Source organism: Mediterraneibacter gnavus ATCC 29149 (assembly GCF_008121495.1).
GTDB lineage: Bacteria > Bacillota > Clostridia > Lachnospirales > Lachnospiraceae > Mediterraneibacter > Mediterraneibacter gnavus.
Window position 1 is genome coordinate 3,366,523 of record NZ_CP043051.1, and the last position, 24,751, is coordinate 3,391,273.

Here is a 24,751-nt window from a genome sequence, read left to right on the forward strand (position 1 = left end):
TATTTATATGAGACAAATTTTCCTTTTATGACTCTTCTGCGTTAGAAAAAAGCAGATTTAAACCTTCCGAAATCGTATAGCTGATCTGTTTCACCATTTCATCCACGTCTTTTGGCGTCACAAACATCCCGTTTAAATGCGGAGCGATCAGTTCTTTGATCAGTTCATACTTTTCTGCCGCATTGTAAGAACGGAGCACTTCCCCCACACTTTTTAATGCCTCAGAAGATTCCAGCGCCAAAATCAGGTTCTCCATCGTATCATTGACAATGGTTGCCGCATCCACAACTGTCGGAACTCCGATCCCGATCACCGGAACTCCGATGGATTCTCTGGTAATTCCGTTTCTGTGATTTCCCACTCCGGAACCCGGATGGATTCCGGTATCTGCGATCTGGATCGTACGGTTTAATCTCCGACTGTTTCTTGCTGCCAGCGCATCCACTGCAATCACAAGATCCGGTTTCGTTTCTTTTACCACACCACGGACCACCTCTACAGTTTCCATTCCCGTCTGTCCCATCACACCCGGAGCCAGTGTGCTGACCAGATTCACATGCTGCATTCCCATCGCATATTTTCCGTACTCCTTGACAATATGCCTTGTCGCACACAGATTGTCTGTCACATAAGGACCAAGCGCATCCGGTGTCACCTGACGGTTTCCGAGCCCTACAATCAGAACGGAAAGTTCTTCTGTTTTTACATTCTGCGCTTTTAAGAGCTCCTGCACAAATCCCGCAATTTTCTCTGAAACCTCTCTATGGTAGTCTGTGTCCGGCACTGCCATATTCGGCGCTTCTAATGTAATGTAGGTACCCACCGGTTTCCCCATTGCTTTTGCACCTTTTTCCGTCTCAATCTTTACCCGGGTGATCCGGATTTCTTTTTCCTTATCATAGTCCTCCTCCAGAATCACTCCCTGTATCTCGACATGATCCGACTCAAAACGCTCCTTTTCCTCCAGTGCCAAATCTGTACGAACACTATACTTTTCCAACATTTTCGCTCAACCTCGCTTTTTCTCCATTTGCCGATAATATTTCCAATAATTTGAGAAATATGTATTGACAACCCTGACCAGTTGGAATAAAATAAATGAGTATGTTCCGTTAGAACGTCCGTGTCCGAGTCTGGCGGGATTATGAATTCACTATTTGAAAATATTTCATACTATTTGGAGGTGTACAGATTGGCTAACATTAAATCTGCTAAAAAAAGAATTTTAGTTAACGAAACAAAAGCTGCTAAAAACAAAGCAATCAAATCAAGAGTAAAGACTTCTGTAAAGAAAGTAGAAGCTGCAGTTGCTCAGAAAGATATGGAAGCTGCAAAAACAGCTCTCAAAGCAGCAATCGGAGAGATCAGCAAAGCAGGAAGCAAAGGTGTTTACCACAAAAAAACTGTTTCCAGAAAGATTTCCCGTCTTACAAAAGCTGTAAACGGAATTGCTTAATTTTTGATATAAATATGAATCATAAAAAGACATCCGCTACCGTCATGGCGAATGTCTTTTTTGTTTATGCTCCCGCATTCTGAAGCAGATCAGAATTTTACAAGACCGAATGTATTGACAATTCCATCCAGTTTCTGCCCCTCCCTGCACAGCGGGCAGTCTTTGGCTGCATATCCTTTATAATCCGGCAGATCAGAAACCGTAAAGATTGACCTGACATCCATACCTGCTGCCCGGTTGACCGCACTGAATACTGCACAGATACCACATACACGTCCACCGTAATACAGCACTGCTTCCACGGCTTTTGCAAGCAAAGCACCGGTCGTCACAGAATCTGTCAGGATCAGTACCTGCTTCCCTTCGATCATACGCTGGTTACTGTCCCGAAACAGTATCTGTCCCATGGTATCAAACTCCGGTGTCACAACCGAAATATTATTTCCTGCACTCATGGAAATCCTGCCTGTATCCGCCAGATGTTCTGCCATAAATGCGCCGATCACTTCTGTATTTTTCAGACATACGATGGTTTCTACCATAGTATCGGTTTTGTACTCTTCTGCCAATGTAGCTGCCGTCTCTCTTGCATTATTATGCCGTGTCTTGACAGTAGACATATCAATATACGTGTTCACGTGCGAATTCATCGTCGCAAAATGTCCACCCATCAATTTGATACGTGCTTTCGGATTTTTTCTGGAACGAAGGTTTACAAATTCTTCTGTCATAGTATCCACTCCTCTCATTGAAAGATTTTCGTGTAAGTTATGACATTATTTTAGCATATTTCATTTGATTTTTCATTAAATTCTGAATATTTCGTTTTATTCTTCATTCTGCGCGCCTAATGTATCCAGGTAGACACGTTCAATATGCATTGCCAGGTAACCGACTTCCATTTTTTCCAGCCTGATCTTGCAGCCGCGTTCAATTTTTTCACAGATCGCTGCTGCCAGCGCAAATGACTCCGGATGTTTTTCTTCCATATATTCATTCATATCCAACTTGATGCTCTCTCCCCGCACTGCCCGCATAACCATGTATTTCACATGATTCATCAGACGGTTATATGCAAGAGACATGACATCGATCTTTTTTCCACTTTCCCGCTCCAGAACCTGCACACATTCCCGGATTGCTCCTGCCATCTGCATTGCTGCCGATACACTCTCATCCTCGATTGCTGAGTGAATATGAAGCGCTACATATCCGATTTCATGTGCATCAATCTCAATTCCCAGTCTTTTCTGAAGAATTTCTTTTAATTGGGATGCAACCTCATACTCGCTGTGGAACAATACCCTGATGTCCTCTGTCAATGGATTACTGATCTGTTCCCCACTTAAGATACGATCTGCTGCAAAAGAAATATGATCTGCCAGCGGAAACAGGATTCTCCTGTCAATCGTGCCAAATTTCATCTCTGCTTTTTGCAGAATTTCATCTGCGATCTCCAGATATTCCGGAGAAATGCTTTTTGCCAGTTCTTTTGCACTCCCCCGTTCCGTATCTTCTTTCAAAGAATACCGGGTGCAGTTATCCGGCGCTTCAAATCTCTGGCTGATTTTTTTCCCAAAACCAATTCCTTTTCCCAGCAGCACATATTCTATATTTTCTTCCATATTAATCGCGATCACGCCATTGTTATTCAACACTTTACTTACTCTGTACATGACATTCCCCCGGTTTTTGTTTTCTGATAACAGGGTATCAAAATATTGCCAAAAAGTAAAGCGGACCTGAACGGTCCGCTCATTTTTTTATTTTTCGGTTGGTGATTGATGCGGACAGTAACATTTTCCGCAATCAATACTATGCTTCATAAACATCCACGGCAAACAATGGTTCTCCCGCCTTTATCTCTCCTTCTTTCAAAAGACGAACCTTCTGATTGTCTCCTAATTCTGTACACAGAACCGGTGAACAAAGAGACGGTGCATGTTCTTTCAGATAGGAAATATCGATTTTCATCAACGGCTCCCCTTTTTTCACTTTCTGTCCGTTTTCCACAAAAACTTCAAATCCCTGTCCGTTCAGTGCCACTGTATCGATTCCGATATGCAGCAGAAGTGCCATTTGGGAATCTGTCTGGAATCCCAGCGCATGCTTGGTCTCAAACACAAACACAACCTCACCGTCTTCCGGCGCAAGGATCATCCCGTCTGTCGGAATTACTGCTGCTCCGTCTCCCATCATTTTTCCGGCAAATCCCTCATCCGGAACCTCTGAAAGCTCCACTGCATTTCCCGTAATCGGGCTGGATATGATCACAGTTTCCTTTACTTTTTTCTCTGAATCCTGCTCTTTTGAACTTGTAGTCTGCACCTCTTCCGGTTCAGAAGCTGCTTCTTCTACGAAAGCAGTTGTTTCTCCCAGAGGCATATCTTCTGCGGTTTCCAGATAGTCCTCCAGATTCGCTTTGATCACAGTTACATGCGGCCCATAGATTACCTGTACTCCCTGGCCTTTTTTTACAATTCCTCTGGATCCTGTCTGCTTGAGGATCTCATCTTTTACCTTTCCTGCATCCTTTACTGTGATACGAAGTCTTGTGGCACAGCAATCCACATCACTGATATTGCTCTTTCCACCAAGACCTTCTGTAATCATAGCACTGACAGGATCTGCAGCTGCTCCTGCATCTCCTTTTTTACTGCTTTCTTTTCTTGCATTGACATCTGCTTTTGTATACAGCTTTGTCGCTGTATCATCGTCTTCACGTCCCGGTGTCTTAAAATCAAATTTTTTGATCAGGAACGTAAAAATCACATAATACAAAATAAAGTAAATAATTCCCACCGGAATCACCCGCATCCAGCTTGTCTTCTCATTTCCCTGCAAAATACCAAACAGGAAGAAATCCAAAAATCCACCGGAGAATGTCAGTCCTACTGCGATATTCAGCATATGCGCGATCATATAAGCCGAACCTGCCAGTACAACCTGAACAGCAAACAATGCCGGTGCTACAAACAGGAAGGAAAACTCTAATGGCTCTGTGATACCTGTAAGCATACAAGCCAATGCTGCGGAAAGCAACAATCCACCTGCCGCTTTTTTCTTTTCCGACTTTGCACAGCGGTACATTGCAAGAGCTGCACCCGGAAGTCCAAAGATCATAAAGATAAACTCACCGGAAAAATATCTGGTCGCATCTGCGCTGAAATGCACTACATTGGCTGAATCCGCCAGCTGGGCAAAGAAGATATTCTGACCTCCCTGTACCATCTGTCCGGCAACTTCCATGCTGCCTCCCACGGCAGTCTGCCAGAACGGCATATAAAATACATGATGCAGTCCAAATGGGATCAGCGCACGTTTGATAATACCGAAAATCAACGTTCCCACATATCCGCTTCCTGTGACCAGACCACCCAAAGCGTAAATTCCATTCTGGACCGGAGGCCAGATAAAGTACATTCCGATACCTACAAACATGTATACAATTGTAGAAATGATCGGCACAAACCGGGAACCGCCGAAAAATGACAATGCGTTCGGGAGCACGATCTTGTGAAACCGATTATGCAGCGCCGCAACACCAAGCCCTACGATAATACCGCCGAATACTCCCATCTGAAGAGACTGTATCCCGCAGACAGAAGCAACGGTTCCTTCCAGCACATTTTTTGCGATTTCTCCGTCTGCCGTGATTTCTCCGTTTACTACAAGCATACCATTGATCGCTACATTCATTACAAAATATGCAATCAGTGCAGACAGTGCAGATACTTCTTTCTCCTTTTTCGCCATTCCGATCGCTACACCTACCGCGAAAATCAGCGGCAGATTATCGAACACCGCACTTCCGACCTTGTTCATGATCGTAAGAAGTGCATGGAGCACTGTACCGTCTCCCAATATCTTTTGAAATCCATACGTTGCAATGGTTGTCTCATTCGTAAAAGAACTTCCAATTCCCAGCAGCAGACCTGCTACCGGAAGAATCGCGATCGGAAGCATAAAGGATCTTCCGATTCGCTGTAAAACACCAAAAATCTTGTCTTTCATTTTCCACTTCTCCTTTTCTCTGTTTTTGATGCATTTGATCTTGATGGATAGTATTTCAGATTTCATGCCCGTGCATCCTATTTCCAGAGAAAAACAAAAAAAGACACCAACCCACATAAACATCTAAAATAAAGTCCATGTAAGGTTAATGCCTGCCGTACAGTTACACACCTGATATAAATTCATTATAGTCAGTGTCCCTTTGATTGTCAATTTCTTTTTTTGCCATATTATCGATTTTTTCTGTTACTGCGAACAGCAACTTCCTTCTCTCAGCTTTGGCCAGATTGTAAGCAACATGGTTACAAAACATGCCGTACCGCCAATAACATTGGAAATCGGTTCTGCCCAAAACACTCCATCTGTCCCCAGATTTCCGATCATTGGAAGCAGCATGGTCAACGGAATGACAATGATGACCTTTCGAAACAGAGAAAAAAAGACGGCCTGTTTCGCACGGTTTAACGCAACCGCTGTAGACTGTCCCGCAAACTGCAGCGCCATCATAAAGATTCCACAAAAATAGATCCGCATGGCAGAAACACCGTACTGCAAAATTCCCGGTTCTTTGGTAAACATCTGAAGAAAGAAACGAGGTTCTAAAAATAACACTGCCCAGACAACCGTTGTAAAAACAATACATCCGACCGCCGTAAAACGGATTGCAGATTTTACTCTCTGATAACACCCTGCCCCGTAATTATATCCAATCACAGGCTGCGATGCCGCCGTCAGTCCTGTCACCGGCATTGTCACAATTTCCCGCACCGAGTTGATCACTGTCATAATCCCAACGTAAATATCACCCCCGTACCTCTGGAGCGTTGCATTACACACAATCTGTACAAACCCGTTTGTAACAGACATCACAAATCCCGATGTTCCCAGAAAGATGATTTCTTTTACAAGCTTCCACTCCAGATGCATTGCTCTTTTGGAGAGTCGAAGAATCGCTTTCTTCCCTGTCAGAAACTTCATCACCCAGGCTGCAGATAATCCCTGGGAGATCACCGTTGCAAGAGCTGCTCCCTGTACTCCCATATCCAGTCCGAAAATCAGGATCGGATCCAGCACAATATTGGTAAATGCGCCAAGCATTACCGTGAGCATTCCGATTTTCCCAAATCCCTGAGAATTGATGAACTGATTCATCCCCAGACTGATCATGACAAACACGGTTCCGCACAGATAGATACTGATGTATGCGTTTGCATACGGAAATGTCGCACTGCTCGCTCCAAACAGATACAACAGCGTTTTTCGGAATATAAGACAGATTCCCATCAGAAGTCCCCCTGTGAAAAGAAGCATCGAAAACGAATTTCCCATCACCTTCTCTGCCTTTTCTTCTTCATGGCTGCCTCTTGCAATGGAACAAAGGGGTGCTCCTCCCATTCCAAATAAATTAGCAAATGCCGTGATGATTGTAATAATCGGAAGTGCCAGACCAATTCCCGTCAGTGCATTCGCAGATACGCCCTGTAAGTGTCCGATATAGACTCTGTCTACCACACTGTACAGGACATTGATCAGTTGTGCCAGCGTCATGGGAACTGCAAGATTTAAAATATTCTTTGCAATGCTTCCCTGACTGAAATCATTTTCTCTTTCCATAGTATTTCCTTTTGCACGCCTCCTCACGCCGACTGCTCAACAAGAACAGCCAGATACTTGTGCAAGCACAATATCTGGCTGTTCTTATTGGGGTGAGCAGCTTTCCGCCTTTCACTGTCCTTAGTTGTTGATCAGTTTATCTTCATCACTCCAGCTGTAGAGTTTTCTGATTTCTGCTCCTACTTTTTCTGATGGATGTTCAGATGCCAGTTTTCTCATTGCTCTGAAGTGTGCCTGACCACCGGCTGGTGACATATCAAGCAGGAAGTCTTTTGCAAATGTTCCATCCTGAATATCGGAAAGAATTTTTTTCATTGCTTTCTTTGTATCTTCTGTGATGATCTTTGGTCCTGTAATGTAATCACCATATTCTGCTGTATTGGAAATAGAGTATCTCATTCCTGCAAATCCGGACTGATAGATCAGATCTACGATCAGTTTCATCTCATGGATACACTCAAAGTATGCATTTCTTGGATCGTATCCCGCTTCACACAGTGTCTCGAATCCTGCCTGCATCAATGCGCATACACCACCGCAAAGTACTGCCTGCTCTCCGAAAAGGTCTGTCTCTGTCTCTGTTCTGAAATCTGTCTCCAGAAGTCCTGCTCTTGCTCCACCGATCGCAAGACCATATGCAAGTGCACGATCCAGTGCTTTTCCTGTGTAATCCTGCTCTACTGCTACCAGACAAGGAGTTCCCTTACCTGCCTGATATTCACTTCTTACTGTATGTCCCGGTGCTTTTGGCGCGATCATCGTAACATCTACATTTGCAGGAGGTACGATCTGTCCGAAATGGATCGCAAAACCATGTGCAAACATCAGCATGTTTCCTTCTTCCAGGTTCGGCTCAATATCATTTTTATACATTGCAGCCTGTTTTTCATCATTGATCAGAATCATGATCACATCTGCTTTTTTCGCTGCCTCTGCTGCTGTAAATACTTCAAATCCCTGTGCTTCTGCTTTTGCCCAGGATTTGCTGCCTTCGTAAAGTCCGATGATGACGTTGCATCCGGATTCCTTTAAATTCAATGCATGTGCGTGTCCCTGACTTCCATATCCGATAATCGCAATTGTCTGTCCCTCTAATACGGAAAGGTTACAATCTTCCTGATAATAAAGTTTTGCTGCCATTTTTCATTCCTCCTAAATTTTCTGCACTGCCGCAGTTTTCTGTTTTTATAGTTAAAGGCTCCTGCCTTTAGCATACTGTTTTCATCTAGCCAATATATGTAACATCTTCACAGCCTCTGGACAATCCTGTGATACCGGTTCTTGCCAGTTCCAGAATCTCATACCCTTTCAGAAGGTTCATAAAGCCTTCCAGTTTGGACTGTGTCCCTGTCAGTTCGATGATCATGGACTCCTCCTGTACATCCACGATCTTCGCACGGAAAATATCCGCAATGGAATTGATCTCACCTCTCTGTGCTGCTGTCACGCGAACCTTTATCATAATCAGTTCGCGAAATACAGATTCTCCATCCTTTAACAGCTTGATCTCAATGACATCTTCCAGTTTTCTGACCTGATTTTCAATCTGCGATAAAATCAGCTCGTCTCCGGATGCCACCACTGTAATTCTGGTAAATCTCGGATCTGCCGTCGTTCCGGCTGTAATACTGTCGATACTGTATCCTCTTCGGCTGAACAGACCTGCAATTCTGCTCAGAACACCCGGATTGTTATCGACCAAAAGAGAATAAACCTGTTTTCTCATACTTTGTTTCCCACCTTCTTTTAAAAACCGAGTGCGTTCTGTTTTTTATTATATTAGCAAAGCGCACTTCCGTTGTCAAGCTTTTTTTCGATAAAGTGTAAAAGTGCCTCTATCAATTTGTTTTATTGAGCTTCCTTCCTCAATATCTCTTTCGGAGGTTCAATTTCATATGCGATCGTATGCTCCGTCAGTTCTGACAATCCTTTGAGTTTCTTGTTGATCAATTCTCTCATGCAATTGGGAACATGCTCCTGGTGTGCCCTGTGAATTGCCATGCACTCTTTACAGTTTCCATGATAACGGCAGGCCTTTTTACACGGACAGTGATCTTTCTCTTTATATTCTTCTCGAAAGGCTGCAGCAAACTCCTCCTGTAATCGAAGCCCTTCCTTTCGGTTGCCCTTATGAAATTCTGCCATGGCTGCCTTTTCTTTTTCATTTCCTTCAATGATCATCTACGCTTCTCCTTTTTGTATTTTATTAAAGATGAATTTTAAAATCTCCAAAATCAAAGATTCCGCTTCCCTGTTTCCACTTCTTTTCTTTGTCTAATTTTCTGCATGCACTTTCAATCCTGTCTGCCAAATCTGTTGAAATCGAAAAGCTGTGATGTCCCGGTGAATGTCCCGGGGTATGAACAACTTGCACCGTTCGTTCTCCCAGATTGAAAATTTCCCCATCAGAAAACGTACTCTGCACATCTCCTTGAAATAACTGATACTTTTCCAAATCAAATTCTTCTGGAAACTGACACTCCCGGCAGGTCAGATTCCTTTTCACCTGCTGCAGCGATATCGGAAATTTCTCTGATATCCAATCTTTCTCCAAAATGTGGACGCCAATATTTTCAAAATATTGATGTCCTCCTATATGATCCCAGTGAACATGAGTCGTTACAACAAAGATTGGAAGCATTGTCAGTTTATCAACAACTTCTTTGATATTAGCCACTCCCAAACCTGTATCAATCAGAAGTGCTCTTTTCGTGCCACACAACAGATAACAATGTGTTTCTTCCCAGTGCTGATATTCACTAATTGCATATGTATCTTCATCAATTTTTTCTACCGTAAACCAGTCCTTCACCCTGATTCCTCCTTCAAATATTCATCACATATCTGGATTCAGGAAGCCCAAACCATTCCGGCAACACTTCCATTCTTTTATTATACTTGTTTCTTCTATATCCAGGCAACTATATCCAAAATATTTCCCTTTAAAATCAGCACCTTTTATGGTATACTGCTCGAAACAAAAACAGCAGAATTGATACGCGAAGGAGGACTTATATATGGAGCATCAAGGAACAAAAACCATTGAGACAGAACGACTGATTTTAAGAAAGTTTACTGCGGATGATCTTTCTGCGATCTTTCATAACTGGACCAGTGACGAAAAAGTAACCGAATTTTTAAGATGGCCAACGCACAAAAGCATTGACATCACCAAACGAGTTCTGGAAAGTTGGCTTTTGGAGTACGAAAAACCAGACTTTTACCAATGGGCCATTATTCCAAAAGAAATCGGCGAACCTATCGGTACCATTTCTGTAATTGAACTAAATGAAAAAACAGAAAAAGTTCATATCGGATACTGCCTTGGCAGCCGCTGGTGGCACTGCGGATTTACAAGCGAAGCCTTTACAGCAGTCATTGCCTTTCTTTTTGAAGAAGTAAAAGTAAACCGAATTGAAACCTGGCACGATCCCCAAAATCCAAATTCCGGAAAAGTCATGCAAAAATGCGGCCTGATTTATGAGGGCACTTTAAGACAAGCCGACTGGAATAACAAAGGAATTGTAGATGCCTGTGTATATGGAATTCTGGCATCTGACTACCGGGCCAACAAAAAGTAATCGAAAAAGGAAGATGCACCACACACAGTACATCTTCCTTCTCTTATCTTGCTTTATGATCTGTATCCATCCGGATTTGCAGACTGCCATCTCCAGGAATCTTCACACATCTCTTCAATTCCGCGTTCTGCCACCCATCCAAGCTCTTCCTTCGCTTTTGCAGCATCACAGTAGCATGTTGCAATATCACCGGCACGGCGAGGTTTGATTTCATACGGAATCTCCTTGCCGCATGCTTTTTCGTATGCTTTCACGACATCCAGTACGCTGTATCCAACGCCTGTTCCCAGGTTGTAAATGTGAACACCTTTCGCTTTCTTCATTCTCTCGATCGCTTTTACATGACCGATCGCCAGATCGACTACATGGATATAATCTCTGACACCTGTTCCATCCGGTGTATTGTAGTCATCGCCAAACACTCCCAGACGATCCAGTTTTCCAACTGCAACCTGTGCAATATATGGCACCAGATTGTTCGGGATTCCTTTCGGATCTTCTCCGATCTTTCCGGATTTGTGTGCCCCGATCGGGTTAAAGTAACGAAGCAGCATAATATTCCACTCCGGATCTCCTGTGTGAAGATCTGTCAGAATCTGCTCCAACATTCCTTTTGTACGTCCGTATGGGTTGGTGATTTCTCCTTTCGGACACTTTTCTGTGATCGGGATCTCTGCCGGATCTCCGTATACTGTTGCGGAAGAACTGAAGATCATGTTCTTGCATCCGTGTTTTCTCATCACATCACAAAGAATCAATGTTCCTGTAATGTTGTTGTGATAGTATTCCCAAGGCTTTTCTACAGATTCTCCGACTGCTTTGAGTCCTGCAAAGTTGATCACTGCCTCGATCTCTTCATTTTCAAAGATCGGCTCCAGATCTTCTCTGTTTAAAATATCTCCTTTGTAAAATTTCAAAGTTTTTCCAGTGATCTCCTGCACTCTTTCCAGCGCAACTTCACTGGAATTGTAAAGATTGTCTACTACTACTACCTCATATCCACGTTCCAAAAGTTCCACACATGTGTGGCTGCCGATATATCCTGCTCCGCCTGCTACTAAAATTGCCATGATCTGACTCCTTTCTGATTCTGCTTTTCCTGCAATTATTTATTTCCACAGATTTTTCGGATAGATTCCTTCCTCTTTCATACTGCGGATTGCATTCACAACTGTTTCTTTATCTTCTTTATATGTAACTCCATACCATCTGTCTGCTGATTTGAGCACTTTTACTTCGGCTTTTCCTTCTCCGATCAGATCGCCTACGACTGCCGGAAGAAAGTATTCGCATTTCATCGGATTCTTCTCCAGATTCTCTGTCAAAAATGCGGAAAATCTGCTCTCCAGTTCCTTTAACATACTCGCAGTAAATCCAAACAGGTTCATGGAAACTGTCGTATCCAATGCTACAGGAACCCATGTCTTGCCATCATCCTCTGTAAATGCTGCTCCGTCTTTTGTCTTCTCGATGTGTGTACGCTCTGTAATACCTGTCAGGCACTGATTCTCATCTGTGTCACAGATTCCACGGGAAACATATCCGTTCTCTGTCAGCGTATTACTCAGCATATATCCAACCATTGCATAACGGTACTTCTCATTGTCTTCTCCTGATGAAAGATAGTCATAGATCATCTTATATGCATTGACTCCATAGTAATCATCTGCATTGATCACGGCAAACGGACCATCCACTACATCTTTACAACTCAAAATCGCATGTCCTGTTCCAAAAGGCTTCGTTCTTCCTTCCGGTACAGAAAATCCTTCCGGCAGGTTCTCCAGTTCCTGGTATACATATTCTACTTCCATGAACTTGCTGACTCTGTCCCCGATACTCTTTCTAAAGTCTTCTTCGTGCTCTCTTCTGATAATGAAGACAACTTTTTCAAATCCTGCTCTTTTTGCATCATAAATTGAAAAATCAATGATAATATGTCCATCTTCATCTACCGGGTCAATCTGTTTCAACCCTCCATATCTGCTTCCCATTCCTGCTGCCATAATCACTAAAACAGGCTTTTTCATATCGTTTACCTCCATATTTTTCAATTTCCCTTCTGCAAGGATTAGTATATTCCTTTCCTTGGTTTACGTCAATAAAATACAACATAAATACATGTACCTTTTTCTGTTCGTATATTAGCTTATCATTGTCCTGTTTTTCAAAAAACAACAATTTTCCATTTTTCTTTACTTTTTTCAAGCAGGCTGTCCGTTTTTCTGGCTCTCGATCTTTTCTGCCAGGTCGCTAAGATAAACCCAGCGTTCCATTTTTTCATCTAACGCTGCCTGTGTTTCCTCTTTTTGCTGTACCAGTTCGGAAAGTTTTACCGAGTTTGTTGCATTTTTCAGAATATCCTGCTCCAGTTTCTCCAACTGTTCCTCCAGAGATGCAATATCATCATCGATTGTCTCGTATTCCCGTGCTTCTTTAAATGAGAATTTTAATTTTACCGGACTGTTCTGTTTCCATGTTTTTGCAGTATTTTTGGACTTTGTCATCTCTGGCTTTTCTTCCGGCTGCACTGCATGCGATGCTCTTTTCTTTTTCGCTTCCAGATAATCCGTATATCCGCCCTCATACTGCTGCAGATGTCCGTTTCCGTCAAACTCAAAAATCCGATCTACCACATTATCCAAAAAGTAGCGGTCATGGGAAATCGTGATCACAATCCCCTGAAAGGAATTCAGATAATCTTCCAGAATCGTCAGTGTCGGAATATCCAGATAGTTTCCCGCTTCATCGATCAGAAGCAGATTGATATTCTGTGCCAGAATCCCCAGAAGATACAGTCTTCTTTTCTCTCCTCCCGACAATTTCCCGATCGGCGCATATTGCATATCCGGAGTAAACAAAAACCGCTCCAGAAGCTGCGATGCGCTGATTCTGCCATCTCTGGTGACAATATATTCGCCGATCTCTTTGACATAGTCAATGACTCTCTGGCTGTCATCCATCTCCTGTTCTTCCTGTGCAAAATATCCGATCTTGACAGTCTCTCCCACTTCAATCGTCCCGGAATCCGGCTGAACCAGCCCCGCCATCATTTTGATCAGGGTCGATTTTCCACAGCCGTTTGGTCCGATGATTCCAAGCTTTTGATTTTTGAGTACTGTATAAGAAAAATCTCTGACCAGTACCTTTTCCCCATATGATTTACTGACATGGTGAAGCTCCATCGTCTTCTTTCCCATGCGGGTTTCTACCGAATCCAGCGTGATCGTATCATCTGTCACCGGAGCACTGCCGTTTTTCAGACTTTCCAGACGCTCCAGACGTGCTTTCTGCTTCGTTGTTCTTGCCAGGCATCCTCGTTTTGCCCATTCCAGCTCCATACGCAGGATGCTCTGCCGTTTTCGCTCGGATGCCAGTTCCATCTCCTCCCTCTGGGCTTTCAGTTCCAGGAACGTTGTGTAATTGGCATCATAGCTGTACATCTTTCCATGGCTGATCTCCAGAATCCGGTTTGTGACCTGATCCAGAAAATAGCGGTCATGTGTGACCATAATGACCGTTCCACGGTATGCCCGCAGATACCCTTCCAGCCAGGAGATCATTTCTCCATCCAGATGATTGGTGGGCTCGTCCAGAAGAAGCAGATCAAAGTCCTCTGCCAGAACCTTTGCCATTGCCACTCTTCTCTTCTGTCCGCCGGAAAGATGCTCAATCTTCATTGTATGATCTGTGATTCCGAGTGTATTCAGATTGCTCTGTACTCTCCACTCCATATCTTCTGCCACACTCTGCACATAAGATAAAATAGTCGCGCCTTCCGGAAATACGGGATTCTGAGTCAGATGGGCAATCTTCATGCCATTCTGCCGGATGATCTGTCCATCATCCGGCACCTCTGTTCCCGCGATCATCCGCAGAAGAGTCGTCTTGCCGGTCCCGTTGATCCCAACGATCCCAATCTTGTCTCCCTCCTGCACTCCAAAAGACGCGTCATCAAAAATTATTTTTTCTCCATATATTTTACTGATATGTTCAATATTTAACAGGTTCATATGCTAACTCCATTGTCTTTCATTAGATTCTGCTGTCTTTTTGACAACACTCTAACTTTATCACATTTATGGAGGTAAGTCACTCTTTTCATTCCAGAAATGTATCCTGCAGCTTTACTCCTGTTTCATTGAGCATCGCGATTAAAAGTCCGTATTCAAACTCCTGGATCGGCCGCCTTTCCTCCAGAAGGATTCCCATCACACCTTTGACGTCTCTTGCATCCTGGATCGGAAGATACATGGCTTTGGCGTCAGGCAGTGTGTGCGTACATGCTCCCGCACGATGATGATTCGCCGCCACCCACTGTGCCACTGCCAGCTCCTGCCGGTTGATACAGGTTTTCAGATGCAGCATATCCATCCCTTTTCTTGGAAACAAAAGCGGCGTATCTGACATCTGAGATCCTTCCATCGGATAAATGATCAGAGACAGATTTAAAAGCTTTCCTGCCTGCCCGGCCACCTGAGTCCACACTTCCTGTTTCGATTTACATCTTCGAAGCTTCTGACTGTTCTCGAGCAGAATCTCCGTCCGGTATGCCTTTTTGGCACTTTCTCTGCTCTGCTGTTTCAGTCTCCTTGTCAGTGTCGCTGTGAACAATCCCACCAGAAACAACATCACAAACGTAGTCGGATATCCTTTGTCATATGCCTTCAGACTGAAATATGGTTCCGTAAAGAAAAAATTAAATGCAAACACACTGATCAAAGAAGAATACAGCGCATAAATTTTCTTATTTGCAATATAAGAGGACAGCAGAATCCCCAGAATATAAATCATGATAATGTTGGATTCCGGCAGTCTGAAAAGCCACAGCACGTAAGCTGCAAGTGTTGCAACTGCCATCACTCCTGTAATTTCAGCCAGATCCAGAAACACGTTTTTCCAGCTCGTTTTTCTGCGCCTTTGGATCTGCACCTCTCTTTTATGCGTTGCCTTCCGGATATCCGGAATAATATAGACATCAATATTGGGCGCCATATGGGTCAGCTTCTCCATCACTTCGATCCTAGGCCTGCGCCAGATTCCCCTGTGGTTTGTTCTTCCCATGACCACTTTAGAGACATTGCTCACGATCGCGTATTCCGCAATCTGATACGCTGCATCCTCACCATACACCGTTACGATTTTTGCTCCCAGCGCCTTTGCCAGTTCCAGATGGCTTTTTAAGGTTTGTTTCGTCTTCTCTCCCGCTTCCTGCATGGCAGGTGTTTCCACATAAAGTGCCGTAAACTGGGCATGAAAAGCATAGGAAAGTCTGGCTGCTGTACGGATCACCTTGGCGCTGGATGGCGCAGCGGAAATACATGCCAGTATATGTTCTCCGGTATGATAGCCGGTATTTCCCAGAATATTTCTCTCTTCCTCCGCAATCCGGTTCACCCGGTCCGCACTTCTTCGAAGTGCAATTTCTCGCAGTGCCACCAGCTTTTCTCTTCGGAAAAAATTCTCCAGCGCCCGTTCTGCCTGCACCGGACCGTAGATCTTTCCTTCTTTCATACGCTCGATCAGGTCTTCCGGCTCAATATCTATCACCTCTACCTGATCTGCCTGATCAAACACACTGTCAGGAACACGCTCTTTTACTTCTATATTCGTAATATTCCCTACCAGATCATTGAGGCTTTCCAGATGCTGGATATTCATCGTGGTATATACATTGATCCCTGCACGAAGCAGCTCCCGTACATCCTGATAGCGCTTTTCATTCCGGCTTCCTCGGACATTGGTATGGGCGAGCTCATCCACCAGGATCAGCTTTGGTTTTCGCTCCAGCGCCGCATCCAGATTAAACTCACGAAGCTGGATTCCTTTATAATCGACCATAAGGGGCGGAATTTCTTCCAGCCCCTCTGCCATTGCCTGTGTATCCGGACGTGCGTGCGGTTCGATATAACCTGCCACTACATCCACCTGATGCTTTTTTGCCTCATGGGCAGCTTCCAGCATGGCGTATGTCTTACCGGATCCTGCCGCATATCCAAGAAAAATTTTCAGTTTTCCCTTTGTCTGTTTCTCTTTTTCCTTCTCCTCGTACTGTAGTTTTTTCAACAGCAGCCCCGGATCAGGTCTGTTTTCCTCTGTCAAAGCAACCTCCTATTTTCCCATTGCCGCTGCAATATCCAGATTACATCCAAGTACATTTACCCGTTCTTCTCCAAATACACCCAGTGTTTTCTTTTCTGTATTTTCTTCTACGATCTTTTTTACTTCCTCCTCAGAGAGTCCGGAATTCTTTGCCACTGTCGGGATCTGAACCTCTGCAGATTCCGGACTGATATGTGGATCCAGACCGGAACCGGAAGCTGTCAGAAGCTCTGCCGGAACATCCTCTGCTTTCACTCCCGGATGCTCTTTTAAGAACTGCTCCAGATCTTTCTCCATCCGCTCTTTTAATTCCGGATTGGAATTTGCGTAGTTATAAGAACCGGAAGCAACACCTGCATATTCTCCGCTTTCTTTCTGCTCTTCTGTATAAGTATTGTAATTTACAGCGGAAACTCTTCCCTGAAAATAACAGTCCTCTGTAAAATCCTGTCCGATCAGCGCAGAACCTACCGCCTCTTTGGTATCTGTTGTGAGGTTCCCATCTTTGTCAACTTTACTTCCATCTGCCTTTGCCTTCATTGTAAGCTGGCTGACCCCTGTCAATGCCAGCGGATACACAAATGAACACATCAGCATCATAACAAGACAGAAAACAACTGTTTTTCCTACTGTTTTTCCAAATGCTTTCATAGTCTGCTTCCTCCTACATTCCGATCATTGCAAGCAGCGGTGCTACCAGCAGGTCGATCAGTTTAATTCCTACAAACGGTACAACAATTCCGCCAAGTCCGTAGATTCCCATATTACGAAGCAGCATTTTCTCTGCTTTCATCGGTCTGTACTTGACACCTTTCATCGCAATCGGGATCAGTCCCGGTATAATGATCGCATTGAAGATCAAAGCAGAAAGGATCGCACTTGCCGGCGTAGAAAGATGCATGATATTCAAGATCTGCATCTGTGGAAGTACCATCGTAAACATGGCCGGGATAATGGCAAAATATTTTGCAATATCATTCGCAATACTAAATGTGGTCAAAGATCCTCTGGTGATCAAAAGCTGTTTTCCGATTTCCACCACTTCCAGAATCTTTGTCGGGTCTGAATCCAGATCCACCATATTTGCTGCTTCTTTGGCCGCCTGTGTTCCGGAATTCATTGCCAGACCAACATCTGCCTGTGCCAGCGCCGGAGCATCGTTTGTACCGTCACCTGTCATGGCAACCACTTTTCCTTCTGCCTGCTCTTTTTTGATCGCCTCAATTTTATCTTCCGGTTTACATTCTGCAATAAAACCGTCAACTCCTGCTTCCTTCGCAATCGTTGCTGCTGTCAGCGGATTATCACCGGTACACATGATTGTCTTGATTCCGATTTCGCGAAGTCTTTCAAAACGCTCCACCAGTCCTGGTTTTACTGTATCCTTCAAATAGATCACACCTAAAATCTTGTTGTTTACACATACAACAAGCGGAGTTCCTCCAAGATTTGAAACTTCTGTTACAATCCCTTCCAGATCCGACGGGATGATTCCGCCTGCTTCTTTCACAAAAGTCTTGATTGCTTCGGAAGCTCCTTTTCTGACTCTGGTTCCGTCTTTTAAATTCACACCGCTCATCTTAGACTGTGCAGTAAACTCTACAAATTCCATCTGGTCTGCTGCGCCATCGTCGATCACACACCCAAAATTTCTTCCCAGTTCTACTGTAGATTTTCCTTCCGGGGTGGCATCCATCAAAGAACACATCACACAATAATCTGTCAGATCTTCTTTTGCAACACCCTTGACCGGATAAAATTCTGCTGCCAGGCGGTTTCCGTATGTAATGGTTCCTGTTTTGTCAAGAATCATCGTGTCCACATCTCCGCATGCCTCAACTGCTTTTCCGGACATGGCAATTACATTGAATCTGGTCACACGGTCCATTCCCGCGATTCCAATAGCTGAAAGCAGACCGCCGATCGTTGTCGGGATGAGACATACCATCAGAGCAATCAGCCAGGAAATCGGCATCTGTACTCCAAGATACTGTGCAAACGGGTACAGAGATACAATCACGATCAGAAAAATCAAAGTCAGCACGATCAGCAGTGTGTTCAGCGCGATCTCATTCGGAGATTTCTGTCTGGATGCGCCCTCTACCAGTGCAATCATTTTATCCAGGAAAGACTGTCCGGGTTCTGCCACGATTTTAATCTTTAACCAGTCAGAAACAACTGTCGTACCTCCTGTCACAGAGGAAAAATCTCCTCCCGCCTCTCTTGTAACAGGGGCGGATTCTCCCGTAATTGCAGATTCATCTACAGATGCAACACCTTCGATGATCTCTCCATCGTTCGGAATCACCTCTCCGGTCTTTACAAGCACGATATCTCCTTTTTTCAGTTCAGAAGCATTGATCACTTTCTCTTCTCCATTTGCCAGAAGCAGTCTTGCTTTTGTATCCTGCTTTGTCTTTTTCAAAGAAGCTGCCTGTGCCTTTCCTCTTCCTTCTGCAACGGACTCTGCAAAGTTTGCAAATAACACGGTCACAAACAGTACGACTGTTACAACTCCGTTGTACACGCGATATTCTTCACTTCCGCCAAACAGTGTTGGAAACACTGTCAGGACCAGAGTGAACAGAAATCCGATTTCTACGACAAACATGACCGGATTTTTTATCATGTAGCGCAGATCCAGTTTCTGAAATGCGCCCAGAATGGAGGATCTTAAAATATCCTTTGTAATAAATTTTGTCTTATCTTTCTTAGCCATGTTGGATTCTCCTTTCCGCTCATTTTCTACTGTCATAAGGACAGATGCTCAGCTACCGGTCCAAGTGCCAGCGCCGGGAAAAAGGTCAGAGCGGCAAAAATGTATACAATAAATACAAGAATGATCATAAAAGTTACATTATCTGTCTTTAGCGAACCGATTGATTCGTTCACTTTCTTTTTCGCCAGCAGAGATCCTGCGATTGCAAGCTGTGCTACAATGGAAAAATATCTTCCAAAGAACATTGCCAGCCCGGTCGTGATATTCCAGAATACACTGTTGTCGGCCAGTCCCTCAAATCCGGAACCATTGTTCGCCGCAGAAGAGGCAAACTCGTACAGAACCTGACTCAGTCCGTGATATCCCGGGTTCGTAATGCCGCTTGTTCCTGCCTGTGTTGCCACACCCAATGCAGAAAATCCAAGAATTAAAAGTGGATGAATCAAAATCACAAGCGCCACCAGCTTCATCTCTCTGCCTTCAATTTTTTTATTCAGATATTCCGGTGTACGTCCTACCATCAGGCCACAGATGAAAACTGCCAGGATCACATACATAACCATATTCATCAGACCCACACCTTTTCCGCCGAACACACAGTTAAGCATCATGTGGAGCATTGGAACAAGACCGCCAAGCGGTGTCAGTGAATCATGCATGTTGTTAACAGTTCCTGTTGTAAAGGATGTTGTCACCGTTGTAAATATTGCAGACTGCGCGATTCCAAAGCGAGTTTCTTTTCCTTCCATATTTCCTGCCTGTGCAAGTCCCAGTGAATGAGTCACCGGATTTCCTGCCATCTCAGCAGAATAGCAGATTACAAGTCCTACTACAAAAAGGATGGACATTGCTCCGAAAATCACTGCTGCCTGTCTTCCCATCAGCATTGGCTTACCAAACTGTTTTGGTGCAACTGCTTTTCTCGCTGCATTTTCTTTTCTGTTGTCATGGATCATATGGCCAAATGCTACAACGCAAGAGCCCGGAAGTATCATCATGGAAATCGTTTCTATTATATTAGAAATAACAGTCGGGTTCTCAAACGGTGTCGCTGAGTTTGCACCGAAGAATCCACCTCCGTTTGTTCCCAGATGCTTGATTGCTTCCAGTGCGGCTACCGGTCCAAGTGCCAGATCCTGCATCTTTCCTTCGATTGTCTGTATCGTTTCATTTGCCTGTAATGTCTGCGGCACTCCCTGACTTACCAGAAGAAGACCGATTACAAACGAAAACGGAATCAGGATTCTGGTCGTTACGCGGATCACATCTTCATAAAAGTTTCCCATCTTTCTTCCGGAAACTCCGCGGCAAAATGCCATACATGCTGCATAACCGCTGGCAGCTGAGGTAAACATCATAAAAATGATCACACACAACTGACTTCCGTAAGAAAGACCGCTTTCTCCTGCATAATGCTGCAGGTTTGTATTTGTCATAAAACTGATGATCGTATTGAAGGAAAGACTTGCCTCCATTCCATCAGCTCCGTTCGGATTTAAAAACAGCAAATTCTGTAATCGTAAAATCAAATAACCGATAAATACCATTACTGCATTTGCCAGTACTAAAGACATCGCGTACTTTTTCCAGCCCATGTCTTCTCGTTTGATTCCGCAAATTTTATATAAAAAATTGTCGATCGGATTGAACATCTTATCCGCAAATGTTTTTTGCTTTGTGGCAATGTGATACATATATTTTCCCATCGGAATGACCAGTATCAAGAAAATTGCCAGTGTGAGTATAATCTGTAACATCTCTCTTCCTCCTGTTGCTGTCCTTTCTCTTTTCTCACAATTTCTCCGGATGTATCAGCGCATACACAAGATATCCGGCAAGTAATAAAACTAAAATTCCAAGAACGATCATCTTTATATCCTCCTATTTTTCTTTTGGATTGATCAGCGATTCACAAAAATTCGCAAATAATTTTACACATCCAAAACAAATAATTAAAATTCCTAGTGCAATTAAATCCATCATATTTTTTTCCTCCTTGCTGTTCCCTATTGTAGGACATTGCAAATAAAATCTGTATTAAGCTGAAATGGATTCGTATAAAGATGGTATAAAGATTCGGGTGAAAAAAGGGGGATTGTGAAACACCTTCTCTTGAATTAGCATTTAAAATTGCAGAAATATTTGAGGTTTCGATCGACAAAATTTTTGAATATAGGAAGGAGAACTAATATGAATGAACAAACTATAATTTTATTTTTTCTTATTGTTTCATTAGGTGTAACACTCAGCCTATATATTTTTAAAGCTAAGAAACAGATGAATTATATGGGGGATGAACGGTGGGAAATGATACAACTAAAATCATACAGAATTGCCAGTATCTCCACTTGGCTTTTAATAATAGTACTTTTAATTTTGCCCATTTTCGTAGACAGCCAATCTACAATCACCATACAACGACTAACCATTTTTTGTCTATTTTACATTGGAGCCCGTAATCTTCTTGAACTTTCTGCAATAATATATTTTGATAAACAATTATAAATAAGTTTTGAACTCAGTAGATACGGACGTTCCGCCTTCTGGAAGAACCGTCGAATTGCTTCCTGCATTTTTTATCGCGGTTAATATTCTGGCATTGACCTCTTCGTCCCAAAAGTATACCTTGTTACATTTGCAGATTCCCCCGAAATCTTAAGAAACTCAGTGGCTTTTTATAACATTCTATAGTATGCTAAAAACAAAAAGGAGTTTTGCACAATGTTTCACAACAAAGTAGTTGTCATCACAGGCGGCGCACAAGGTATTGGAAAATGTATTGCCGAAGAATTTAAAAAGAACAACGCTTTTGTCTGTATCATCGACAAACAGCCAAATGATTACTTTGTCGGCGATTTGGCTGAAAAAGAAGTTCTGCACCGCTTTGTGGAAACAGTAATTGCTGACTATGGCAAGGTAGACTATCTGATCAATAACGCACTGCCGCTAATGAAAGGGATCGAGGAATGTTCCTATGAAGAATTTAACTACGCTTTAAAAGTAGGCATAACAGCGCCATTCTATCTTACAAAGCTTTTTCTTCCGTACTTTGCTCCTGATGCGGCAATTGTAAATATCTCTTCCTCCCGGGACCGTATGAGTCAGCCACAGACTGAAAGCTACACTGCTGCTAAAGGCGGTATAGCAGCTCTTACGCACTCCCTTGCTGTCAGTCTTGCCGGGAAAGTTCGTGTAAATTCAATATCTCCCGGTTGGATCGATACCGCTTACACAAAATATGACGGTGCAGATGTGATTCAACACCCTGCCGGCCGCGTTGGGAATTCCCTGGATATTGCCAATATGGTACTATACCTTTGTTCCGATAAAGCAGGTTTTATCACTGGGGAAAATATATGTATTGACGGCGGCATGACGAAGCAGATGATATACCACAATGATTATGGATGGACTCTGAATCAGGAAAATAATTGAGAAAGAGGGGCGTATCACAATACATGATACCCCCACTTTGAAACCTTAAGTATTACATTTTCCGAACACAACCACTTCTGATTTACTGATATTTTTCATTCTATAAAATCCTAATCTAAAATCTTTCCGCCAATCGAAACTGTCACGACCTGCCATGGAATAAATTTTCCGCTGTTTTGCAGTGCTTTCTTTGCCGCCATTTCCAGGCCTCCGCAGCATGGCACTTCCATACGAAGAATTGTTACACTCTGAATCTCATTTTCCGCAATGATCTGTGTCAGCTTCTCACTGTAATCTCCTTCATCCAGCTTAGGACATCCAATAAGTGTTACTTTTCCACGCATAAACTCCTGATGTACATTTGCGTATGCATAAGCTGTACAATCTGCAGCAATCAACAGTTTCGCCCCATTAAAATACGGTGCATGTACCGGAACCAGTTTGATCTGGCATGGCCACTGTGCCAGCTGTGACGACTGTGCGGCACACTTTTGCTCGGTATTATGACCGCTTTCTGGATGAAGCTGTCTCATTCGCTGTCCCGGACAGCCGGAAAATTCTGTCGTTGACTGCTCTGCTTTTTTTCTCTGGTTTTCCAGCACTGCCTGCTCATCGTATGGGGCAGCCTCCCGCTCCACAAAACGGATTGCTCCTGTCGGACACTGCGGCAGACAGTCACCCAGACCGTCACAATAATCATCCCTTAACAGTTTTGCCTTTCCATCGACCATCCCGATTGCACCTTCATGACATGCAGCTGCACAGACTCCGCATCCGTTGCATTTTTCTTCATCTATCTGAATAATTCTTCTGATCATCTTGATTCCTCCCTTGTTTTTGTAGTTCAAGTATAGTACAATCAAGGCAATATTTCGGTTGTTATAACCACAGAAAGGAAGATTTTATGAAAAAAGTTCAGACCCCTCTGTTTCAGGGAATTACAGAAAATGAATGGAACGAAATGCAAAACTGCAGTTGCATGCGTCAGCAGTCTTTTGAAAAAAATGAACTTATTTTTCGAATGGGAGAATCCGTCCGAGAAATCGGAATTGTTCTGACGGGAAGTGTTAATATCGAAAATGTAGATCTCTGGGGAAATAAAAGTCTGCTGAGCAACATCTCGGCAGGACAAGTATTTGCAGAAACCTACGCTTTTTGTCAGGAGCCTTTGATGGTGAATGCAGTAGCCGCTGAATATACAAATCTTCTTTTCCTGAATCTGGAGACTTTGATGCAGCCCCGCTATAAAGATACTCTCTGGACGGACAAGATCATGCAGAATCTCCTTCGAATTTCCATTTACAAAAATCTCATCCTGTCCAACCGGATTTTCTGCACAACCCCAAAGACCATCCGGGGACGTCTGCTGATCTATCTGTCCTCTCAGGCGTCCAAAGCCGAAAGCACGGTCTTTCAAATTTCTTTTAACCGACAGGAACTGGCAGATTATCTCAACCTGGATCGCAGTGCCCTCTCGAAAGAACTTGGAAAAATGCGCGACGAAGGAATTCTGGAATTCCGCAAGAATCAATTCGTTCTTCACCAGCTGCCGGAGTAGTCTGTTCTCTCAGACTACTTCCCATCTGTAAACCTATACCTGATCAGATGAGATGAAGTCCACCTCTGAAAGTACGAGTTGCGGAATGTCCGGATCGCTATACCTCTTTCACTGTTACAGTTACCTGATCTCCAGGCTGTTTTCCAATCTTGTTTCTAATTTCTTTTCGGATTCCAATAATATAACAAATGCTACCGTCTGGATTTTTAACTCCCATATTTACAATATTAGAATTTAGAGAGTAATACTCGTTTCTATGTTTCATAGAGATG

The 24,751-nt window shown here is 43.5% G+C and carries 25 protein-coding genes; 5 read left to right on the forward strand and 20 right to left on the reverse strand.

Annotated elements, in window-relative coordinates; genetic code table 11:
• Window positions 1–25: 25 nt before the first annotated feature.
• Window positions 26–1,003, reverse strand: coding sequence for a GPR endopeptidase (gene gpr, locus FXV78_RS16810; protein ID WP_004844749.1), 978 nt, complete (start codon window positions 1,001–1,003; stop codon window positions 26–28).
• A 189-nt stretch (window positions 1,004–1,192) separates the two neighbouring features.
• Between gpr and rpsT the strand changes: the two genes are divergently transcribed.
• Window positions 1,193–1,456 (forward strand): 30S ribosomal protein S20, encoded by a 264-nt coding sequence (gene rpsT, locus FXV78_RS16815; protein WP_009244317.1) that lies wholly within the window; start codon window positions 1,193–1,195, stop codon window positions 1,454–1,456.
• Between the two features lie 89 nt (window positions 1,457–1,545).
• On the opposite strand, the gene FXV78_RS16820 is transcribed toward rpsT, so the two are convergent.
• From FXV78_RS16820 to FXV78_RS16855, 8 genes are all read right to left on the reverse strand, one after another.
• The gene (locus FXV78_RS16820; protein WP_039960195.1) at window positions 1,546–2,187 is read right to left on the reverse strand and encodes a type I phosphoribosyltransferase; all 642 of its coding nucleotides are present in this window, start codon (window positions 2,185–2,187) and stop codon (window positions 1,546–1,548) included.
• A gap of 96 nt (window positions 2,188–2,283) precedes the next feature.
• Window positions 2,284–3,132, reverse strand: coding sequence for a PRD domain-containing protein (locus FXV78_RS16825; protein ID WP_009244319.1), 849 nt, complete (start codon window positions 3,130–3,132; stop codon window positions 2,284–2,286).
• A gap of 139 nt (window positions 3,133–3,271) precedes the next feature.
• Window positions 3,272–5,470, reverse strand: a complete 2,199-nt coding sequence (locus tag FXV78_RS16830; RefSeq protein WP_039959700.1) for a PTS sugar transporter subunit IIABC — start codon at window positions 5,468–5,470, stop codon at window positions 3,272–3,274.
• 246 nt (window positions 5,471–5,716) lie between these two features.
• Window positions 5,717–7,084 carry an MATE family efflux transporter gene (locus tag FXV78_RS16835; protein ID WP_004842984.1) on the reverse strand — a complete coding sequence of 456 codons (1,368 nt, stop codon included), beginning with the start codon at window positions 7,082–7,084 and terminating at the stop codon, window positions 5,717–5,719.
• Between the two features lie 120 nt (window positions 7,085–7,204).
• Entirely contained in the window at window positions 7,205–8,224 is a 1,020-nt protein-coding gene (gene ilvC / locus FXV78_RS16840) for a ketol-acid reductoisomerase (protein ID WP_004842982.1), read from the reverse strand.
• Between the two features lie 85 nt (window positions 8,225–8,309).
• Complete coding sequence (ilvN, locus tag FXV78_RS16845; RefSeq protein WP_004842981.1) at window positions 8,310–8,810, reverse strand: acetolactate synthase small subunit; 501 nt, start codon at window positions 8,808–8,810, stop codon at window positions 8,310–8,312.
• Between the two features lie 122 nt (window positions 8,811–8,932).
• Window positions 8,933–9,265: a hypothetical protein gene (locus FXV78_RS16850; RefSeq protein ID WP_004842980.1), complete on the reverse strand. Its 333-nt coding sequence runs from the start codon at window positions 9,263–9,265 to the stop codon at window positions 8,933–8,935.
• 25 nt (window positions 9,266–9,290) lie between these two features.
• Window positions 9,291–9,896 carry an MBL fold metallo-hydrolase gene (locus FXV78_RS16855; RefSeq protein ID WP_004842979.1) on the reverse strand — a complete coding sequence of 202 codons (606 nt, stop codon included), beginning with the start codon at window positions 9,894–9,896 and terminating at the stop codon, window positions 9,291–9,293.
• A 205-nt stretch (window positions 9,897–10,101) separates the two neighbouring features.
• Between FXV78_RS16855 and FXV78_RS16860 the strand changes: the two genes are divergently transcribed.
• On the forward strand, window positions 10,102–10,665 hold the full coding sequence (locus FXV78_RS16860; RefSeq protein ID WP_004842978.1) for a GNAT family N-acetyltransferase: 564 nt from the start codon (window positions 10,102–10,104) through the stop codon (window positions 10,663–10,665).
• A gap of 53 nt (window positions 10,666–10,718) precedes the next feature.
• Here FXV78_RS16860 and galE read toward each other — a convergent pair whose 3' ends face one another.
• The 9 genes from galE to kdpF form a co-directional block, all read right to left on the reverse strand.
• Complete coding sequence (gene galE, locus FXV78_RS16865) at window positions 10,719–11,735, reverse strand: UDP-glucose 4-epimerase GalE (protein ID WP_004842977.1); 1,017 nt, start codon at window positions 11,733–11,735, stop codon at window positions 10,719–10,721.
• A 39-nt stretch (window positions 11,736–11,774) separates the two neighbouring features.
• Window positions 11,775–12,695 carry a sugar phosphate nucleotidyltransferase gene (locus FXV78_RS16870; protein ID WP_009244324.1) on the reverse strand — a complete coding sequence of 307 codons (921 nt, stop codon included), beginning with the start codon at window positions 12,693–12,695 and terminating at the stop codon, window positions 11,775–11,777.
• Complete coding sequence (locus FXV78_RS18030; RefSeq protein WP_004842975.1) at window positions 12,625–12,873, reverse strand: hypothetical protein; 249 nt, start codon at window positions 12,871–12,873, stop codon at window positions 12,625–12,627. The genes FXV78_RS16870 and FXV78_RS18030 overlap by 71 nt, the downstream gene beginning before the upstream one ends.
• A complete protein-coding gene (locus tag FXV78_RS16875; protein ID WP_004842974.1) occupies window positions 12,870–14,678 on the reverse strand; it encodes an ABC-F family ATP-binding cassette domain-containing protein in 1,809 nt (602 codons plus the stop codon). The genes FXV78_RS18030 and FXV78_RS16875 overlap by 4 nt, the downstream gene beginning before the upstream one ends.
• Window positions 14,679–14,766: 88 nt before the next feature.
• Window positions 14,767–16,767, reverse strand: a complete 2,001-nt coding sequence (locus tag FXV78_RS16880) for a DUF4118 domain-containing protein (RefSeq protein WP_004842973.1) — start codon at window positions 16,765–16,767, stop codon at window positions 14,767–14,769.
• Between the two features lie 9 nt (window positions 16,768–16,776).
• Window positions 16,777–17,418 (reverse strand): potassium-transporting ATPase subunit KdpC, encoded by a 642-nt coding sequence (gene kdpC / locus FXV78_RS16885; protein WP_004842972.1) that lies wholly within the window; start codon window positions 17,416–17,418, stop codon window positions 16,777–16,779.
• Between the two features lie 13 nt (window positions 17,419–17,431).
• Window positions 17,432–19,486: a potassium-transporting ATPase subunit KdpB gene (kdpB, locus tag FXV78_RS16890; RefSeq protein WP_039959695.1), complete on the reverse strand. Its 2,055-nt coding sequence runs from the start codon at window positions 19,484–19,486 to the stop codon at window positions 17,432–17,434.
• A gap of 32 nt (window positions 19,487–19,518) precedes the next feature.
• Window positions 19,519–21,243: a potassium-transporting ATPase subunit KdpA gene (locus FXV78_RS16895; RefSeq protein ID WP_004842969.1), complete on the reverse strand. Its 1,725-nt coding sequence runs from the start codon at window positions 21,241–21,243 to the stop codon at window positions 19,519–19,521.
• A 34-nt stretch (window positions 21,244–21,277) separates the two neighbouring features.
• Entirely contained in the window at window positions 21,278–21,355 is a 78-nt protein-coding gene (kdpF, locus tag FXV78_RS19000; RefSeq protein ID WP_073963370.1) for a K(+)-transporting ATPase subunit F, read from the reverse strand.
• Between the two features lie 321 nt (window positions 21,356–21,676).
• Between kdpF and FXV78_RS16905 the strand changes: the two genes are divergently transcribed.
• Both FXV78_RS16905 and FXV78_RS16910 read left to right on the forward strand, forming a co-directional pair.
• The gene (locus FXV78_RS16905; protein ID WP_004842967.1) at window positions 21,677–21,991 is read left to right on the forward strand and encodes a hypothetical protein; all 315 of its coding nucleotides are present in this window, start codon (window positions 21,677–21,679) and stop codon (window positions 21,989–21,991) included.
• Between the two features lie 216 nt (window positions 21,992–22,207).
• Window positions 22,208–22,921 (forward strand): SDR family oxidoreductase, encoded by a 714-nt coding sequence (locus FXV78_RS16910; protein WP_004842966.1) that lies wholly within the window; start codon window positions 22,208–22,210, stop codon window positions 22,919–22,921.
• Window positions 22,922–23,031: 110 nt separating this feature from the next.
• Here the strand turns inward: FXV78_RS16910 and FXV78_RS16915 are convergent, their stop codons facing one another.
• Window positions 23,032–23,739, reverse strand: a complete 708-nt coding sequence (locus FXV78_RS16915) for a 4Fe-4S binding protein (RefSeq protein WP_004842965.1) — start codon at window positions 23,737–23,739, stop codon at window positions 23,032–23,034.
• Between the two features lie 86 nt (window positions 23,740–23,825).
• Here FXV78_RS16915 and FXV78_RS16920 point away from each other — a divergent pair, with 86 nt between their 5' ends.
• Complete coding sequence (locus tag FXV78_RS16920) at window positions 23,826–24,479, forward strand: Crp/Fnr family transcriptional regulator (RefSeq protein ID WP_004842964.1); 654 nt, start codon at window positions 23,826–23,828, stop codon at window positions 24,477–24,479.
• Between the two features lie 97 nt (window positions 24,480–24,576).
• On the opposite strand, the gene FXV78_RS19005 is transcribed toward FXV78_RS16920, so the two are convergent.
• Window positions 24,577–24,744, reverse strand: coding sequence for a DUF1905 domain-containing protein (locus FXV78_RS19005; RefSeq protein ID WP_004842963.1), 168 nt, complete (start codon window positions 24,742–24,744; stop codon window positions 24,577–24,579).
• Between the last annotated feature and the right edge of the window lie 7 nt (window positions 24,745–24,751).

Coding starts and splice junctions, on each gene's coding strand:
- gpr (WP_004844749.1), bottom strand. CDS start 1,003: ATGTTGGAAAAGTATAGTGTTCGTACAGATTTGGCACTGGAGGAAAAG.
- FXV78_RS16820 (WP_039960195.1), bottom strand. CDS start 2,187: ATGACAGAAGAATTTGTAAACCTTCGTTCCAGAAAAAATCCGAAAGCA.
- FXV78_RS16825 (WP_009244319.1), bottom strand. CDS start 3,132: ATGTACAGAGTAAGTAAAGTGTTGAATAACAATGGCGTGATCGCGATT.
- FXV78_RS16830 (WP_039959700.1), bottom strand. CDS start 5,470: ATGAAAGACAAGATTTTTGGTGTTTTACAGCGAATCGGAAGATCCTTT.
- FXV78_RS16835 (WP_004842984.1), bottom strand. CDS start 7,084: ATGGAAAGAGAAAATGATTTCAGTCAGGGAAGCATTGCAAAGAATATT.
- ilvC (WP_004842982.1), bottom strand. CDS start 8,224: ATGGCAGCAAAACTTTATTATCAGGAAGATTGTAACCTTTCCGTATTA.
- ilvN (WP_004842981.1), bottom strand. CDS start 8,810: ATGAGAAAACAGGTTTATTCTCTTTTGGTCGATAACAATCCGGGTGTT.
- FXV78_RS16850 (WP_004842980.1), bottom strand. CDS start 9,265: ATGATCATTGAAGGAAATGAAAAAGAAAAGGCAGCCATGGCAGAATTT.
- FXV78_RS16860 (WP_004842978.1), top strand. CDS start 10,102: ATGGAGCATCAAGGAACAAAAACCATTGAGACAGAACGACTGATTTTA.
- galE (WP_004842977.1), bottom strand. CDS start 11,735: ATGGCAATTTTAGTAGCAGGCGGAGCAGGATATATCGGCAGCCACACA.
- FXV78_RS16870 (WP_009244324.1), bottom strand. CDS start 12,695: ATGAAAAAGCCTGTTTTAGTGATTATGGCAGCAGGAATGGGAAGCAGA.
- FXV78_RS16875 (WP_004842974.1), bottom strand. CDS start 14,678: ATGAACCTGTTAAATATTGAACATATCAGTAAAATATATGGAGAAAAA.
- kdpC (WP_004842972.1), bottom strand. CDS start 17,418: ATGAAAGCATTTGGAAAAACAGTAGGAAAAACAGTTGTTTTCTGTCTT.
- kdpB (WP_039959695.1), bottom strand. CDS start 19,486: ATGGCTAAGAAAGATAAGACAAAATTTATTACAAAGGATATTTTAAGA.
- FXV78_RS16895 (WP_004842969.1), bottom strand. CDS start 21,243: ATGTTACAGATTATACTCACACTGGCAATTTTCTTGATACTGGTCATT.
- kdpF (WP_073963370.1), bottom strand. CDS start 21,355: ATGATCGTTCTTGGAATTTTAGTTTTATTACTTGCCGGATATCTTGTG.
- FXV78_RS16905 (WP_004842967.1), top strand. CDS start 21,677: ATGAATGAACAAACTATAATTTTATTTTTTCTTATTGTTTCATTAGGT.
- FXV78_RS16910 (WP_004842966.1), top strand. CDS start 22,208: ATGTTTCACAACAAAGTAGTTGTCATCACAGGCGGCGCACAAGGTATT.
- FXV78_RS16915 (WP_004842965.1), bottom strand. CDS start 23,739: ATGATCAGAAGAATTATTCAGATAGATGAAGAAAAATGCAACGGATGC.
- FXV78_RS16920 (WP_004842964.1), top strand. CDS start 23,826: ATGAAAAAAGTTCAGACCCCTCTGTTTCAGGGAATTACAGAAAATGAA.
- FXV78_RS19005 (WP_004842963.1), bottom strand. CDS start 24,744: ATGAAACATAGAAACGAGTATTACTCTCTAAATTCTAATATTGTAAAT.